The organism is Micromonospora sp. NPDC048843, assembly GCF_040649965.1.
GTDB classification, from domain to species: domain Bacteria; phylum Actinomycetota; class Actinomycetes; order Mycobacteriales; family Micromonosporaceae; genus Micromonospora; species Micromonospora hortensis.
The window spans coordinates 1-15,079 of sequence record NZ_JBEZGJ010000064.1 but is presented as its reverse complement, the minus strand read 5'-3'; the positions used below and the strand labels follow the sequence as shown (position 1 = coordinate 15,079).

Sequence of the window (15,079 nt, the reverse complement as noted above, 5' to 3'; positions counted from 1 at the left end):
GGGCCCGGGCGACATCCCGCCCCGCCCGTCGGTTCGTCGGGACGGGCTCACCGGGGCGCGCCGCTGCCCGTGTGACGTCGGCTCGGGTGTCTCTGACCGCTTCGGCCCCGGCGTTCACGAGGTCGCGGCGGCCAGTCGCTCGGAGAGCAACCGCAGCGCCTCGACCACCGCCTCCGCTCGGACGCGGTCCCGCCCGCCGCCCAGGTCGAGCTGGCGGACCTCGCCGCCGTCCGGGCCGGCGACAGCGACGTAGACCAGGCCCACGGGTTTCCCGTCCTGCGGCTCTGGGCCGGCGACCCCCGTGGTGGCCAGCCCCCAGTCCGCGCCGCACCGCTGCCGGCCGCCCTCGGCGAGCGCCGCAGCCACCTCCGGGTCCACCGGTCCTCGCTCGGACAGCAGGTCATCCGGTACGCCAGCAAGCGTCGCCTTCAACTCGGTGGCGTAGACCACGAGGCCACCCCGGTAGATCCCGCTGACCCCTGCGATGTTCACGATCGAGGCGGCGAGCGACCCACCGGTGAGCGATTCCACGGTGGCCAGGGTTTCGTGCCGCTCGGCCAGCCGGTGCACAACCCCCGCCGCCGCACTGCCCACCTCGACACCGACCGACTCAGCACCCTTCACCGACACCCCACCGTCCTTCCCCACCAAACTGCCCCCAACCCCAACCCAATCGCGTCGATCATGAAGTTAGCGTCACGACACGCCGCCCCGACTGGCAACAACCTCATGATCAACGGGGGGAGCGGCAGAGGCCGGCGGAGGCCCGGGAAGGCAGGGTCAGCGGGGGCGGCGGAGGCGGAGGGCTTGGGCTATGTAGTCGAAGCCGGTGGCGACAGTGACCAGGACGGCGGCGGCCATGATCCAGGGGCCGACGGCGGCGAGCGCCGCCGGCATCGGCCAGAGGTACCAGGCGATGGCGAGGATCTGGAGGGCGGTCTTGACCTTGCCACCTCGGCTGGCGGCGATCACCCCGTGCCGGATCACCCAGAACCGCAGCCCGGTGATGCCCAGCTCGCGGACGAGGATCAGCGCTGTCACCCACCAGGGCAGTTGGTCGTACCAGGAGAGCAGCACCAGCGCCGCGCCGGTCAGCGCCTTGTCGGCGATCGGGTCGGCCACCTTGCCCACCGAGGTGACCAGCCCGAACCGGCGGGCGATCCAGCCGTCCACCAGGTCGGTGGCCGAGGCCACCGCGAAGATCAGACAGGCCGCCATCCGCCAACCGGAATGGGTCATCCCGGACATGATCACCGAGGCGCCGAAGACCGGCACCAGCACCAGCCGCAGGGCGGTCAACGCGTTGGCCGCGTTGACGACGGGCACCACGGCCACCACCCGGGCCGGCGTCGACTCCGTCGCCCCGGTCACCGCCGCACTCCGCTCGGGCCGCCGTGGCGTTCCCGGCACCGCACCACCTGGGTCCCCCGCTCCGCTCGGGCCCGCCGTCACCGTGCCGCGCCGGGCGCCGCCGAGATCATCTCATCCGGCACAGCGAGGAGGTCCACCCCTTCGGTGCCGGTCACCGTTGCGCGCACCAGATCGCCCGGGCGCAGCGCGGCCAGGTCGACCCCGCCCTCGGCCGGGGCGACCAGGGTGGTGGAACCGTCCACCTCCGGCGCCTGGTGGGCCGCCCGGCCCTCCACCACGCCGTCCTCGATCGAGTCGACAAGCACCTCGACTGTCGAGCCGAGCCGGTCTTCGGCCCGCTGCGAGCAGAGCTCGTCGGCGAGGGCGCTGAGCCGGTCGTAGCGCCGCTTGATCGTCGCAGCGGAGACCTTGCCGGGCAGGCCCGCGGCCTCGGTGCCGTCCTCGTCGCTGTAGTCGAACATGCCGATCGCGTCGAGCCGGGCCTCGGTCAGGAACCGGACCAGCTCGTCGACGTCGGCGCGGGTCTCGCCGGGGAAACCGACGATGAAGTTGCTCCGGGCGCCCGCGTCCGGGGCCAGGGCGCGGGCACTCGCCAGCAGCTCAAGGAACCGGTCGGTGGAGCCGAAACGCCGCATCCGACGCAGCACCGGCTCGCTGGAGTGCTGGAACGACAGGTCGAAGTACGGTGCCACGCCCGGGGTGGTGGCGATCGCCTCGACCAGCCCGGGCCGGGTCTCGGCCGGCTGAAGGTAGCTGGCCCGCACCCGGACGATGCCGGTCACGGCGGCGAGCTGCGGCAGCAGCTTCTCCAGGGCACGCGGGTCACCCAGGTCCTTGCCGTACGAGGTGGAGTTCTCGCTGACCAGCACCAGCTCCCGTACGCCGGTCTTGGCCAGCCACTCCGCCTCGGCGAGCAGCTCGTCCGGGGTACGCGAGACGAAGGCCCCGCGGAAGGCCGGGATGGCACAGAACGCGCAGCGGCGGTCGCAGCCGCTGGCCAGCTTCAGCGAGGCCACCGGACCGGTGTCGAGCCGCCGGCGCAACACCTGGCGCAGGTGTGCCGGGGTGTGCTCGTCGGTGTCGACGACGGTGCGGCTCACAGTGCCGTGGCCGGGCAGCGACACCTTGCTGTCGCGGCGCTGCACCGGGGTCAGCGGCAGCAGCTCGCGCCGGTCCCGTGGGGTGTGCGCGGTGATCTGCTCGCCGGCGACGACGGCGTTCAGCCGGGCGGCGATGTCGGGGTAGTCGTCGAAGCTCAGCACCGCCTGGGCCTCGGGGAGACTGTCGGCCAACTCCCGGCCGTACCGCTCGGCCATGCAGCCCGCGGCGACCACCTTGGCGCCTGTTCCGGCGGCGGCGAGCAGGGTCTGGATCGAGTCCTGCTTGGCCTTCTCCACGAAACCGCAGGTGTTGACGACCACCACGTCGGCGCCCTCGCCGTCGGTGGTCACCTGCCAGCCGTCGGCGTGCAGGCGGGCGGCCAGCTCCTCCGAGTCGACCTCGTTGCGGGCACAGCCCAGGGTCAGCAGGGCGACGCGACGGCCCTCGGCGTGGTCAGCGGGAGAAGGAGAGGTGGCAGACACCATCCGAGGGTACCGGGCCGGCCGGGTAACCCCGCGCACGCGGGCTGCGGAGACGGTCGACACGGAGGCGAACGTCATTCCGCTCAGCGTGCCTCGGCGCCAACCCGGGTCAGCGCGTCGAGCAGGAACACCTCGGTGCCGGCCAGGCCGGTGGAGCAGAAGACGGAGATCTGATCCGCTGTGGTCCGGCCGGGGACCGCGCCGGCCAGGATGCCGCCCAGGTCGCGCAACCGCCCGGCGTACGGGGGTGTGGCCGCGAGCATCGGCGGCTGGTAGTCCGCCGCCTGGGCCGGTGAATCGGTGACCAGCAGGTCGGCGGTGTCCAGCAGGTCGATGCCGAACTCGCTGCGGTCGCGCTGCTTGAAACCGACAGCGTTGACGTGCGTGCCGGGGCTGAGGTCGGCGGCGCAGAGCACCGGGGTCGGGCTGGTGGTCGCCAGCACCACCAGGTCCCGTCCGGCCACGGCCGAGCCCGGGTCGGCCGCCGCACGGGCCGGCACGCCCAGTTCGGCACGGACCCGAGCGGCGAAGGCCTCCCGGCGAGCGGCGGAGCGGCTGTGCACCACCACCTCGCGCAACGGGCGGACCGCTGCGGCGGCCCAGACCTGGGTCCACGCCTGTCGGCCGGAGCCGATCACCCCGAGGCTGGCGGCGTCGGGACGCGCCAGCGCGTCGACAGCGAGGCCTCCCAACCCCCCGGTACGACGGGAGCCCAACTCCTCGCCGACGGCGACCGCCCGGATCGCCCCGGTCCGTGCGTCGTGCAGCACCACCAACTGCTCGCCCTGCGGGTGACCGAAGGTGTCGTACGAGCGGAAGCCGTACCACTCGCCGACCAGGTGCCCGGCGGTGAGCACCATCCGCCCGCCGCCCAGCGGTGCGGCGGCCCGGGGCGGCGCGATCAGGCGTCCCTCGTACGCGGCCAGGAGGGCAGCGCGCATGGCGTCGACAGTGGTGGCGGCGTCCAGCGCGGCGGCGACCTCGGGGTCGGCGTAGAGCATGGTCATGGTGGCGATACTGCAAGTTGAAGTCAGGTAGAGGTCAACGGACCGTGGTGGTGGTCACCGCCCCACCACCGGGGTCGGTGCTAGCGTCGGCATCGGCGGCCGGATGCTCGTGGCCGCTCCGGACGAGTGGTGGGCGTACCCGGTCAGGCCAAGACGCCCCGCGTGACGTGCAGACTCGACTCGTCCCGGCGCGGCAGCCCGGGCGCTTCCGGTGAGGTGAACGATGGCCTGGCTCGTACTGGTGATCTCGGGACTGTTGGAGACGGCCTGGGCGATCGCCCTGGACCGCAGCGCCGGTTTCAGCCGGCTGGTCCCGTCCGTGGTGTTCGTGGTGACCCTGCTGCTGAGCATGGCCGGGCTGTCGTACGCGCTCCGGGACATCCCCGTCGGCACCGGCTACGCGGTCTGGGTCGGCATCGGCGCGGTCGGCACCGCGCTGGTCGGGATGCTGGCGCTCGGCGAGTCGGCGAGCCTGCCCCGGATCCTCTGCCTCCTGCTGGTCGTCGCCGGCGTGATCGGTCTCAAGATCTTCCACTGAGGTGCTTCGTCGGTAGGCGTGGCCAGCGCCCACAGTGGGTAGTGATCGATTCGTCACGACAGGCTCTCACCCGGAGGAAGACATGGCCGACATGCCGAGCACCGCCCGTCCCCGCAGCAACGCCGCCCGCATCCTCACCATCGTGGGCTTCGTCTTCGCGGTCCTGGCCCTGCTGCTCAACCCGATCATCTTCGGCGTGCTCGGCGTCATCGCGGGCGTCGTCGGCGCGGTGCTCGGTGACAAGCCGCTGGGTTGGTACGCCGCCGCGGCCAGCGTCGTCGCCGCGATAATCAGCCTGGTGGTCTTCACCGCGCTGATCAACAACTGACCACTCCCCCGTCGCGGGCCCGCCGGATTCCGGCGGGCCCGTCGCGCGTCCGGGGTCGGCTGTCGGTCAGTCCACGTCGCCGCGCAGGCCGGTCAGGACCTCGTCCAGCTCGTCCGGCTTGACCAGCACGTCGCGCGCCTTCGACCCCTCGGACGGCCCGACCACCCCCCGGGTCTCCATCAGGTCCATCAGGCGGCCCGCCTTGGCGAAACCGACCCGCAGCTTGCGTTGCAGCATCGAGGTCGAGCCGAACTGCGAGGTGACCACCAGCTCCACCGCCTGCACCAACAGGTCCAGGTCGTCGCCGATGTCCTCGTCGATCTTCTTCTTGCTCTCCTGCGCCGGGGCCAGCACGTCAGTGCGGAACTCCGGCTCACGCTGGTCCTTGCAGAACTTCACCACGTCGGCGATCTCGCGCTCGGTGACCCAGGCGCCCTGGATCCGGACCGGCTTGGAGGCGCCCATCGGCAGGAAGAGCCCGTCACCACGGCCGAGCAGCTTCTCCGCGCCCGGTTGGTCGAGGATGACCCGGGAGTCCGCGAGAGAGGACGTGGCGAACGCCAGCCGGGACGGCACGTTCGCCTTGATCAGACCGGTCACCACGTCGACCGAGGGGCGCTGGGTGGCCAGCACCAGGTGGATGCCGGCGGCCCGGGCCAGCTGGGTGATCCGGACGACCGAGTCCTCCACGTCGCGCGGCGCGACCATCATCAGGTCGGCCAGCTCGTCCACGATCACCAACAGGTACGGGTACGGACGCATCTCGCGTTCGCTGCCCGGCGGGGCCTTGATCTCGCCGCTGCGAACCTTGCGGTTGAAGTCGTCGATGTGCCGGACCCCGTTTGCGGCGAGGTCGTCGTAGCGCATGTCCATCTCGCGGACCACCCAGTCCAGCGAGTCGGCCGCCTTCTTCGCGTTCGTCACGATCGGGGTGACCAGGTGCGGGATGCCCTCGTAGCCGGTCATCTCGACCCGCTTCGGGTCGATCAGCAGCAGCCGCACCTCGTCCGGGGTGGCCCGGGTGAGGATGGACACCAGCAGCGTGTTGAGACAGCTCGACTTGCCCGCGCCGGTGGCGCCGGCGATCAGGATGTGCGGCATCTTGGCGAGGTTGGCCACCACGTAGCCGCCCTCGATGTCCTTGCCCAGCGCCACGACCATCGGGTGGTGGTCGCTTGTCGCCGCGCGCGAGCGCAGCACGTCGCCGAGGGCCACGTTCTCCGGGTCGGTGTTCGGGATCTCCACGCCCACGGCGCTCTTGCCCGGGATCGGGCTGAGGATCCGTACGTCCGGCGACTTCACCGCGTACGCGATGTTGCGGGACAGCTGGGTGATCCGCTCGACCTTGACGCCGTGCCCCAGCTCCACCTCGTAGCGGGTGACTGTCGGGCCACGGGTGAAGCCGGTGACCGCGGCGTCCACGTCGAACTGGTCGAACACGCCGGTCAGCGCGGCGATCACCTCGTCGTTGGCCTTGCTGCGGGTCTTCGCGGCGGCCCCGGCACTGAGCATGTTGGCCGGCGGCAGGGTGTAGTCACCGGCCAGCCCGGTCAACGCGAGCTGCTCGGCCCGGGTCGGGGCGGGCGAGTGCTCCGGCGGCTCGACCGACGGCTTGCGGCTCGCCGGCACCTTCGCCGGAGACTTGCGCGGCAGCACCATGGTCTCCTGGAGGTCCGCGCCGTCCAGGTCCTCGAAGTCGTCCGGGTCCAGTGGCGCGGGCATCCGCTTCGCCGGTCGCTTGCGGGCCGGCTTGGCGGCGACCTCGTCCGCCTCCTCATCCACCTCCGGTGCGCCGCCGACAAGCCCACCGGCGAGCAGGCCCAGCCGCTCCGGGATCTTGTTGATCGGCGTCGCGGTCACCACGAGCAGGCCGAAGAGCAGCAGCAGGACGAGCAGCGGCACCGCCACCCAGGCGGTCACCGCCCGCTCCAGCAGCCCACCGACGCCCGCGCCGACCAGACCGCCGGCGAAGTCACGCTCCAGTGGGTCAACCGGGTCCTGACCGATCTGGAGCAGCGCGGCGGTCGACACCAGCAGCGAACCCCAGCCGATCAACCCACGGCCCCGGTGCTCCGGATCGGCCGGCTGACGCATCAGCCGCCACGCCCCGATCATCAGCAGCACCGGTACGACAACCGAGATCGCGCCCAGGAACAGCCGGATCGTGTCGGCCAGTCGCGCGCCGACCGGCCCCGCACCGGACAGCCAGAGCGCCACGGCGCTGAGCAGGGCGAGCCCGAACATGAGCAGCCCGGCACCGTCGCGGCGGTGCTCCGGGTCGAGGTCGCGGGCCGAGGCGGCCTGCCGGCCAGCGGCCCGCACCGCCCAGCCCATCCCGTGCGCCAGCCCCATCCACAGTGCACCCACCGCACGACCGACGTAGACCGCCGGGCCGGGCCGGGGCGGCGTGGTGCGACGTCGTACCGGTGCCCGCGTGGTTTTCTTCGCCGGTTGACGGGCACGACTGTTGGTGCCACCGCGCGGCGACGCGCCGCGCCGCCGGCTCGCCTGAGAGGTACGGCCCGCCATAGAGTCACGGTAACGGTGGGGCCGGGCAGATCCCCGCTTTTCCGGGTCGTGTCCGCGCGTCGTAACACGAACCCCACCGCCGGTCGTGATATCCGCCTCAGAAGGGATGCCCCATGGCGTCGCCGGGAATCGAAGGCGATCCGGACGATCCGCTGGCCGGGCACCCTGGCGCGCTGCGTCCGCTGACCGGTGAACTGGTCGCCGCGGTGCTCGCTGCCCGGGGCCGCTCCGTCGGCCCGACCCCGGACGGCGAGCTGGTGGGCACCTTCGACGACAACCTGATCTGGTTCCTCCGCGTCGGCGGGGACGGCGAGCTGCTCCAGATCCGCACCATGGTCGATCCGACCTTCGGCATCGAACGGGTGCCCGACCTCTACGCGTTCTGCAACTCCTGGAACCACGACCGGCTCTGGCCCAAGGCGTTCGTCCACGTCGCCGACGACGGTCGGGCCCGGGTGTACGGAGAGGTGATCGCCGACCTGGAACGCGGCGTGACCCCACACCAGCTCGACCAACTGCTCGACTGTGGCATCTCCACCGGTTGCCAGCTCGCCGTGGCGGTCCGCCGACTGCCCGGCGCGGTGCCGTCGTGACCGGCCGGGACGAGTTCACCGGCAGCCGCACCGGCACGCCACGCACCGGCTCCGGTGACCGCCTCGCGCGGGGCCGCGTACCGGCGCTGGAGACCGCGCTCGCCGAGGCCCGGGACCTCCCCGACGGCCCGGCCCGGCAGGTGGCCCTGGAGCGGCTCGCCGAGCGCGCCGACGCGGCCGGCGACGTCCGGTCCGGGATGGACGCGCGGTTCGCGTTGATCGAGGCGTACCTGCTGCACGGGGAGCGGTGGCGTCTGGTCGAGCCGGTTCGACGCTGCCGGGCCGCCGCCGACCACCGGCCCGACCTGCTCACCGAGACGGAGACCGGGCTGCTGCTGCGCTACCAGCGGTACGCGGTGGAGGCGCTGCTCGGCACCCCCCGGGTCGGGCTGGACCAGACCCGGTCCCTGCTGCACGACCTGGCCCACCGCGTCGGCGCTGATGGTCCGGACACACCGACAGTCGCGGAGCTGCACTGCCGGATCGCCGATCACCTGGGCGACGAGCCCACCGCCCGGCACTGGTACGAGCGATGGTCCGGAAAGCGGCCGGGCCCGGCCGGCGGCTGCCCGGGCTGCGCCTCCGCCCGGCGCGCCGAGCTGCTGGCCGGCTGGGGCGAGTGGCACGCGGCGGTCAGCGAGCTCGGGGAAACCGACGGCGACCCGCGGTCCTGCACCGACCAGCCCGAGCGGAACCTGGTCGCCGGTCTACTGCCGGCACTGCGCACCGGCGAGCCAGCGCGGGCGGCGACGGCGCACGTGCGGGCGTACCGCCGGCACCGGCGGGAGCGCGCGGCGTTCCCGCACCTCGCCGCGCACCTGCGGTTCTGCGCGCTGGGCGGGCACCTGGAGCGGGGCCTGGCCATTCTGGCCGAGCAGCTGCCCCGGTTGGACCAGCCGACCGACGATCTCGCCGCCATGGAGTTCGCCGCCGCCGGGGCACTGGTCTGCGGGCTGGCCGCCGACGCAGGGCTGGGCGGGCGGACGATGCCCCGACCGGCGTACGGCGAGCGAACAGCCACCGAGTTGGACGTCGCCACGCTCGGGGCGCTGCTGCTCGGGGTTGCCAACGAGTTGGCCGGCAGCTTCGACGCGCGCAACGGCACGGGGCACCACTCCGGACGGATGGCCGCCTGGCTGGCCGAGCGCCCGCTCGCGGCGCCGGTGCCGCTGCCCAGCGACGACGAGCCCGACGCCGACCGGGCCGACGTCCAGGCCGACGCCGAGCCCGAGCTGGGCGAACGCGAGTTGTCGGCGCTCTCCCTCGACATGATCACCGGGATCCTGGACGGGCGCGGCGACCGGTACCTGGTGGACGAGGGCGAGACAGTGGTCGGCCACTGGGAGGGGACGGTGATCCAGTTCCGGCGGGCCGGTGAGCGCGGCGAGGTGCTGCACGCCCGCGCCATGGCCAACCGCCGGCTGCCGGCGGCCCGCCGCGCCGAGGCGTACGCCTTCTGCAACGCCTGGAACCACGACCGGCTGCTGCCCAAGGCGTACGCGCACGACCTCGGCGACGAGTTGGTGCTGGCCGGCGACGTGGCCACCGACCTGGCGCACGGGGTCGCCCCGGCGCAGCTACGGGTCCTCATGGACGCCGCCATCGCCACCGGCATCGCGTACGCCGAGGCTGTCGCCGCGCTGCCCTGATTCGCAAGAGGCGCCAACGGTTGCAGTTGACGCGCGACTGCACGACATCCGACAGCTCGCAACCGGGAGTACGGCACCGAGGTGATATCGCCGTCAGCCCCACCGCAACCCCTCGGGAGTCGTCATGAACCGCCCGCTCCGGTCCGGCATTCTCGGTGCCGCCGTACTCGCCCTGTCCGCCCTCGCCGCCCTGTCCGCCCTCGCCGCCCCGACCGTTGCCGGTGCCGCCCCTGCCAAGCCGACCGTCTCGCCGAGCACGACGGCCGGGAGCGCCGCACCGACGATCCTGGCACGGGCCGACATCGCCTTCCTCAGCGGCGACCCGTGGCACCCGTCGGGCCCGCTGGAGGTCAAGGTCGTCAACCACGGTGAGGCAGCGGCGAAGGGCTTCTTCGTGCTCCGCCTGCCACAGAACGCCGACCTGACCGCTGGCGGCGGCTGCCGGGCCGGCGGCGGTGCGACGAGGACCTGGGTCTGCGGCGGCGCGGAACTGCCCGCCGGGGGCGATCGGACGTACCGCCTGACGGTGACCTCATCGGCTGCGCAGCCGGTCTTCGGGGTGGCCGAGTGGGGTTCCGTTGCCGGTCAGGACGCCACCGGCCGCGCCGACCGACCCACCGACTTCCGGATCAACTGGCCGGACCCCACGACACTGCGGCTACGGGCCGCCGCCGGCCCGGTCGTCGACGGTGCCGCGACCATCCGGGTGCTCGTCACGAACACCGGCACGTTCGACATCGGCGGGTACTCGTTGAACGTCGCCACCCCGGACGGGGTGCGGGTGACCGCACCGGGGTGCTCCGACAGCGGCCGGATGAACGGTGTGGGCTGCGAGATCCTGCGCGAGCGCCGCCTCGCGGACGGCGCCACCGACAGTTTCGACGTACGGGTGGCGGCCACTGGCGGCACGAAGAGCGTTCGGCTCTGGCTCGCGCCCACCAACCGGTACACCAACCAGGACACCTCGGTGACGCTCCGCCTGACCGGCGGCGGATCCGGAGGCGGCGAGGCCACCACCGCGCCACCGGCCGACCCGACCCCGCCAGCGACCACGGCACCGGCCACGCCCGCCCCGGAGGCAACGGAACTGCCGCGCACCGGCACGACCACCGTCGCGTACGGCCTGATCGGCGTGTCACTGCTGACCCTCGGCGGCGGACTGCTGCTACTGCGACGCCGGCTCCAGCGCGACTGACCCAGAACGGCGGGCCCAATCGTGAGACGACGATGCCCGTCCGCACACGAGGTGCGGACGGGCATCGTGACGCGTGCGGTCAGACCTCGACGACGGTGGGCACGATCATCGGCCGACGACGGTACTTGTCGTTGACCCACCGCCCCACTGTCCGCCGGACGATCTGCTGAAGCTGGTGCGGGTCGGTGATGCCGTCCGCCGCAGCCCGGTTGAGCGCCTCGGTGACCAGCGGCACCACCGGGTTGAACGCCTCCGGGTCCTCGGAGAAGCCCTTCGCGGAGAGCGTCGGGCCGGCGACCACCTTGCCGGTGACCGAGTCGACGACAACCGTGGTGGCGATAAAACCGCCGTCACCGAGGATCCGCCGTTCGGTGAGCAGCGACTCGCTGACGTCACCGACGGCGAGGCCGTCCACGTAGACGTACCGGCTCTTCACGTGCCCCACCACGCTGGCGCGGCCCTCGACCAGGTCGACCACGTCGCCGTCCTCGCAGATCACCACCCGGTCGGCGGCGACCCCGGAGTCGATGCCGAGCCGGGCGTGGGCGCGCAGGTGGCGCCACTCGCCGTGCACCGGCATCAGGTTGCTGGGCCGGACCACGTTGAGCAGGTAGAGCAGTTCCCCGGCGGGTGCGTGCCCGGAGACGTGCACCTTGGCCACGTCCTTGTGCACGACCACCGCGCCAGCCCGCGCGAGCCGGTTGATCACCCGGTAGACCGAGGTCTCGTTGCCCGGCACCAGCGACGAGGCCAGCACGACGGTGTCACCGGGAGCGATGGTGATGTGCCGGTGGTCGCCGCTGGCCATCCGGCCCAGGGCGCTCATCGGCTCACCCTGGGAACCGGTGGACATCAGCACGATCTCGTCCGGCGGCAGCGTGGTCGCCTCGTCGATGCTGATGACCAGGCCGGCCGGGATGTTGAGCAGGCCGAGGTCCCGGGCGATGCCCATGTTGCGGACCATGGACCGGCCGATCAGCGCGACCTTGCGGCCGTGCTCGGCGGCGGAGTCGAAGACCTGCTGCACGCGGTGTACGTGCGAGGCGAACGAGGCCACGATGATCCGACCCTTGGCCTTAGCGAAGATCGAGTCGAGCACCGGGCCGATCTCCCGCTCCGGGGTGACGAAACCGGGGATCTCCGCGTTGGTGGAGTCGGACAGCAGCAGGTCGACGCCTTCGGCGCCGAGCCGGGCGAAACCGGCCAGGTCGGTGATCCGGCCGTCCAGCGGCAGCTGGTCCATCTTGAAGTCGCCGGTGTGCAGCACCAGGCCGGCGGGGGTGCGGATGGCCACCGCGAGGGCGTCCGGGATCGAGTGGTTGACAGCGAAGAACTCACACTCGAACGGACCGAGCCGCTCGCGGCCGCCCTCCCGCACGGTCAGCGTGTACGGCTGGATCCGCCGCTCGGCCAACTTCGCCTCGACCAGGGCGAGGGTGAACTGTGAGCCGACCAGCGGGATGTCGGGCTTGTGGGCGAGCAGGTACGGCACCGCGCCGATGTGGTCCTCGTGACCGTGCGTCAGCACGATCGCCTGGACGTCGGCCAGCCGGTCCAGGATCGGACCGAAGTCGGGCAGGATCAAATCCACACCCGGCTGCTCGACGTCGGGGAACAACACCCCGCAGTCGACGATCAGCAACTTGCCGTCGTACTCGAAGACGGTCATGTTCCGACCGATGGCACCGAGCCCGCCGAGCGGGATGATCCGCAGGCCGCCTTCCGGCAGCGGCGGGGGTAGCTCCGCCTCGATGTGCGCCTCGGTCACGCGTCCACCTCATTCTGCGACGCCGTTACTCGACGTCCATCGTGTCGTTCGTTCATTCGGGCAGCTCCAGGCCCGCTGCCGCGAAGTCCGCGCGCAGCTGGGCGATCTCGTCGTCGGTGGCGTCCACGAGCGGGGGTCGCACCGGGCCGGCCGGCAGGCCCAGCGACGCCAGGCCCGCCTTCACCAGAATGGTGCCCTGGGTACGGAAGATGCCGGTGAACAGCGGCAGCAGCCGCCGGTGCAGGGCCAGCGCGGTAGGCATGTCCCCCGCGTCGTACGCCTCGATCATCTGTGCGGTCAGCGCCCCGGTGAAGTGCGTCGAGGTGCCGACCACGCCCACGCATCCGACGGCCAGCGCCGGCAGGGTGAGGGCGTCCTCACCGCTGTAGAAGGCGAGGGTGGTGCGGCTGGTGACCCAGCTGGTGGCGGTCAGGTCGCCCTTGGCGTCCTTGACCGCGACGATCCGGCCGTGTTCGGCGAGCCGGACCAACGTCTCGGTGTCGATCGGCACGCCGGAGCGGTGCGGAATGTCGTACAGCATCACCGGCAGGCCGGTGGCATCGGCCACCGCGGTGAAGTGTCGCAGCAACCCGCTCTGCGGCGGCTTGTTGTAGTACGGGGTGACCACCAGCAGGCCGTGCGCACCCGCCTTCTCGGCGGCGGCGGCCAGCTCGATGGTGTGCCGGGTGTCGTTGGTGCCGACGCCCGCGACCACCTTGGCGCGGTCACCGACGGCCTCCACCACGGCCCGGATCAGGTGTTCCTTCTCCGCGTCGGTGGTGGTCGGCGACTCGCCGGTGGTGCCATTGACCACCAGCGCGTCGTTGCCCTGCTCGTCGACCAGGTGGCTCGCCAGCCGGGCGGCGCCGTCGAGATCGAGGGAACCGTCGGGGGTGAACGGGCTCACCATGGCTGTGAGCAGCCGGCCGAAGGGGCGGGACGCCGGTCGGGCCGCGGCGTCGAGGTGGTCGTGCGTCATACCCTCCAACCTAGCGGACGACCAGCCGAGGCCCGCCGGGGAAGGGCTCAGGACGCCTCGTGCGGGCTGGCCGCCACTTCGGTGCCGTCCGGCAACGTGGTGATCACGAAGTCGGCGAACACGTTCGGGGCGACCCCCTGGAGCTGGCGCAGGCACTCCACGGCCAGCTCACGGATCTCCACGTCGGCGTGCTCGGTGGCCCGCATCGCGATGAAGTGCCGCCAGGCCCGGTAGTTGCCGGAGACCACGATCCGGGTCTCGGTGGCGTTGGGCAGCACCGCGCGGGCAGCCTGCCGGGCCTGCTTACGGCGCAGCGTCGGGTTGGGCTCGTCGGAGAAGCGCTGCTCGAGGCCCTCCAACAACTCGGTGTACGCCCGAACGCTCGCCTCGGCGGCCTCCACGAACTTCTTGTGCAGCTCCGGGTCGTCGGCGATGACGGCCGGCTCGACCATGGCCGCGTCCCGCTCCGGGACGTAGCGCTGCGACAGCTGGGAGTACGAGAAGTGCCGGTGCCGGATCAGCTCGTGGGTGAAGGAGCGGGACACCCCGGTGAAGTAGAAGGTGACCGACCCGTGCTCCAGCACGCTCAGGTGGCCCACTTCGAGGATGTGCGCCAGGTAGCCGGCGTTGGTGGCGGTCGCCGGGTTCGGCTTCTTCCACGACTGGTAGCAGGCCCGACCGGCGAACTCGGCGAGCGCCTGGCCGCCCTCCGCGTCGGTCGACCACGGCACGTCGTCCGGGGCCGCGAATTGGGTCCACGCGATCAACTTGACCTGGGGCTGCACCATGTCCGGCATTCCTGGGACTTTAGTGGTGGGGTGCCGCCCGACCCAACTCAGGCGCGCCCCGTGCAATGTCGATCACTCAGACAACGCCGAACCCGCCGATGCCCAAGGCGTTGGCCGGGGTCGGGGGTCCGGGGTCCGGGGTCCGGGGTCCGGGGTCCGGGGTCCGGGCGTCGTCGACGGGGCCGGGGCGGACAGTGCCGTCGGCGTCCTCTGGAGCTGAATCGTTGGCGACATCAGCCCTGGCGGATGGGTCACCAAAGCCGGCGACCAAGGCCCGGGCGCCGTTCAGGTGCCCCAGCGACTCGAGCGGGCCAAGCGGACCGAGCAGCCCAAGCGACCCAGGCCGCCCGCGCCCGAGCGACCCGCGTCCGAACAGCCCGAGCCCAAGCGACCCGAGCCCAAGCGATCCGGCCCCGAACGACCCAACCCCGAACGGCCCTAGCCCGAACGGTCCAAGCGGCTCAGCAGCCGCTTCCGCTCTCAAGATCACGCAACATCCTGGAGGTAGTGCCATCCGGCGCGCCCGAAACCACTACTTCCAGGATCGAGCACGATATTGGGGCGAGGTGCGTCGGCAACCGTGCGCCGCGCACGCGGGTGTGCGGCTGCTCAGTGGGTGATCGACTCGGTTTCCTGAAAGTCGGGGTCTCCGGGTCGCTTGGGCTCAAGTGGTTGTTGCAACGGGGTGGATTCTCGTCAGGATGAGGGGTCATGCCGGGGCAGAGGTTGTCGTCCGCGGAGCGGGCGCAGA

General features: G+C 72.1%; 13 protein-coding genes and 1 riboswitch. Of the genes, 5 read left to right on the top strand and 8 right to left on the bottom strand.

Features of this window, described 5'->3' with window-relative positions:
• Positions 1 to 114 precede the first annotated feature (114 nt).
• From AB0C20_RS16820 to AB0C20_RS16805, 4 genes are all read right to left on the bottom strand, one after another.
• Positions 115 to 624, bottom strand: a complete 510-nt coding sequence (locus AB0C20_RS16820; protein ID WP_357183163.1) for a CinA family protein — start codon at positions 622 to 624, stop codon at positions 115 to 117.
• A 156-nt stretch (positions 625 to 780) separates the two neighbouring features.
• On the bottom strand, positions 781 to 1,371 hold the full coding sequence (gene pgsA / locus AB0C20_RS16815; protein ID WP_357182955.1) for a CDP-diacylglycerol--glycerol-3-phosphate 3-phosphatidyltransferase: 591 nt from the start codon (positions 1,369 to 1,371) through the stop codon (positions 781 to 783).
• A gap of 77 nt (positions 1,372 to 1,448) precedes the next feature.
• A complete protein-coding gene (rimO, locus tag AB0C20_RS16810) occupies positions 1,449 to 2,957 on the bottom strand; it encodes a 30S ribosomal protein S12 methylthiotransferase RimO (protein WP_357568311.1) in 1,509 nt (502 codons plus the stop codon).
• A gap of 80 nt (positions 2,958 to 3,037) precedes the next feature.
• Entirely contained in the window at positions 3,038 to 3,961 is a 924-nt protein-coding gene (locus tag AB0C20_RS16805) for an ornithine cyclodeaminase family protein (protein ID WP_357182961.1), read from the bottom strand.
• Between the two features lie 92 nt (positions 3,962 to 4,053).
• A riboswitch (guanidine-III (ykkC-III) riboswitch) is annotated at positions 4,054 to 4,124 on the top strand.
• Positions 4,125 to 4,184: 60 nt separating this feature from the next.
• Between AB0C20_RS16805 and AB0C20_RS16800 the strand changes: the two genes are divergently transcribed.
• Positions 4,185 to 4,499, top strand: a complete 315-nt coding sequence (locus AB0C20_RS16800; protein ID WP_112586602.1) for an SMR family transporter — start codon at positions 4,185 to 4,187, stop codon at positions 4,497 to 4,499.
• 82 nt (positions 4,500 to 4,581) lie between these two features.
• Positions 4,582 to 4,827: a hypothetical protein gene (locus AB0C20_RS16795; protein WP_357182964.1), complete on the top strand. Its 246-nt coding sequence runs from the start codon at positions 4,582 to 4,584 to the stop codon at positions 4,825 to 4,827.
• A 66-nt stretch (positions 4,828 to 4,893) separates the two neighbouring features.
• On the opposite strand, the gene AB0C20_RS16790 is transcribed toward AB0C20_RS16795, so the two are convergent.
• A complete protein-coding gene (locus AB0C20_RS16790; RefSeq protein ID WP_357182967.1) occupies positions 4,894 to 7,356 on the bottom strand; it encodes a DNA translocase FtsK 4TM domain-containing protein in 2,463 nt (820 codons plus the stop codon).
• A gap of 113 nt (positions 7,357 to 7,469) precedes the next feature.
• On the opposite strand from AB0C20_RS16790, the gene AB0C20_RS16785 reads away from it, so the two are divergent.
• The 3 genes from AB0C20_RS16785 to AB0C20_RS16775 all read left to right on the top strand — a co-directional run bounded on the left by AB0C20_RS16785 (position 7,470) and on the right by AB0C20_RS16775 (position 10,793).
• The gene (locus tag AB0C20_RS16785; protein WP_357182970.1) at positions 7,470 to 7,949 is read left to right on the top strand and encodes a YbjN domain-containing protein; all 480 of its coding nucleotides are present in this window, start codon (positions 7,470 to 7,472) and stop codon (positions 7,947 to 7,949) included.
• Between the two features lie 86 nt (positions 7,950 to 8,035).
• Positions 8,036 to 9,598 (top strand): YbjN domain-containing protein, encoded by a 1,563-nt coding sequence (locus AB0C20_RS16780; protein WP_357183165.1) that lies wholly within the window; start codon positions 8,036 to 8,038, stop codon positions 9,596 to 9,598.
• A gap of 124 nt (positions 9,599 to 9,722) precedes the next feature.
• The gene (locus AB0C20_RS16775) at positions 9,723 to 10,793 is read left to right on the top strand and encodes an LPXTG cell wall anchor domain-containing protein (RefSeq protein ID WP_357568310.1); all 1,071 of its coding nucleotides are present in this window, start codon (positions 9,723 to 9,725) and stop codon (positions 10,791 to 10,793) included.
• Between the two features lie 79 nt (positions 10,794 to 10,872).
• Here the strand turns inward: AB0C20_RS16775 and AB0C20_RS16770 are convergent, their stop codons facing one another.
• The 3 genes from AB0C20_RS16770 to thyX are packed head-to-tail and all read right to left on the bottom strand — an operon-like array spanning position 10,873 to position 14,328.
• Complete coding sequence (locus tag AB0C20_RS16770) at positions 10,873 to 12,561, bottom strand: ribonuclease J (protein WP_357182976.1); 1,689 nt, start codon at positions 12,559 to 12,561, stop codon at positions 10,873 to 10,875.
• Positions 12,562 to 12,613: 52 nt separating this feature from the next.
• On the bottom strand, positions 12,614 to 13,540 hold the full coding sequence (gene dapA / locus AB0C20_RS16765; protein WP_330440207.1) for a 4-hydroxy-tetrahydrodipicolinate synthase: 927 nt from the start codon (positions 13,538 to 13,540) through the stop codon (positions 12,614 to 12,616).
• A 47-nt stretch (positions 13,541 to 13,587) separates the two neighbouring features.
• Complete coding sequence (thyX, locus tag AB0C20_RS16760; RefSeq protein WP_091400425.1) at positions 13,588 to 14,328, bottom strand: FAD-dependent thymidylate synthase; 741 nt, start codon at positions 14,326 to 14,328, stop codon at positions 13,588 to 13,590.
• Between the last annotated feature and the right edge of the window lie 751 nt (positions 14,329 to 15,079).

What these genes read in the sequence shown, in the direction of transcription:
- AB0C20_RS16785 (WP_357182970.1), top strand. Translation starts at nt 7,470, where the DNA reads ATGGCGTCGCCGGGAATCGAAGGCGATCCGGACGATCCGCTGGCCGGG.
- AB0C20_RS16800 (WP_112586602.1), top strand. Translation starts at nt 4,185, where the DNA reads ATGGCCTGGCTCGTACTGGTGATCTCGGGACTGTTGGAGACGGCCTGG.
- AB0C20_RS16805 (WP_357182961.1), bottom strand. Translation starts at nt 3,961, where the DNA reads ATGACCATGCTCTACGCCGACCCCGAGGTCGCCGCCGCGCTGGACGCC.
- dapA (WP_330440207.1), bottom strand. Translation starts at nt 13,540, where the DNA reads ATGACGCACGACCACCTCGACGCCGCGGCCCGACCGGCGTCCCGCCCC.
- rimO (WP_357568311.1), bottom strand. Translation starts at nt 2,957, where the DNA reads ATGGTGTCTGCCACCTCTCCTTCTCCCGCTGACCACGCCGAGGGCCGT.
- thyX (WP_091400425.1), bottom strand. Translation starts at nt 14,328, where the DNA reads ATGGTGCAGCCCCAGGTCAAGTTGATCGCGTGGACCCAATTCGCGGCC.
- AB0C20_RS16790 (WP_357182967.1), bottom strand. Translation starts at nt 7,356, where the DNA reads ATGGCGGGCCGTACCTCTCAGGCGAGCCGGCGGCGCGGCGCGTCGCCG.
- AB0C20_RS16795 (WP_357182964.1), top strand. Translation starts at nt 4,582, where the DNA reads ATGGCCGACATGCCGAGCACCGCCCGTCCCCGCAGCAACGCCGCCCGC.
- AB0C20_RS16775 (WP_357568310.1), top strand. Translation starts at nt 9,723, where the DNA reads ATGAACCGCCCGCTCCGGTCCGGCATTCTCGGTGCCGCCGTACTCGCC.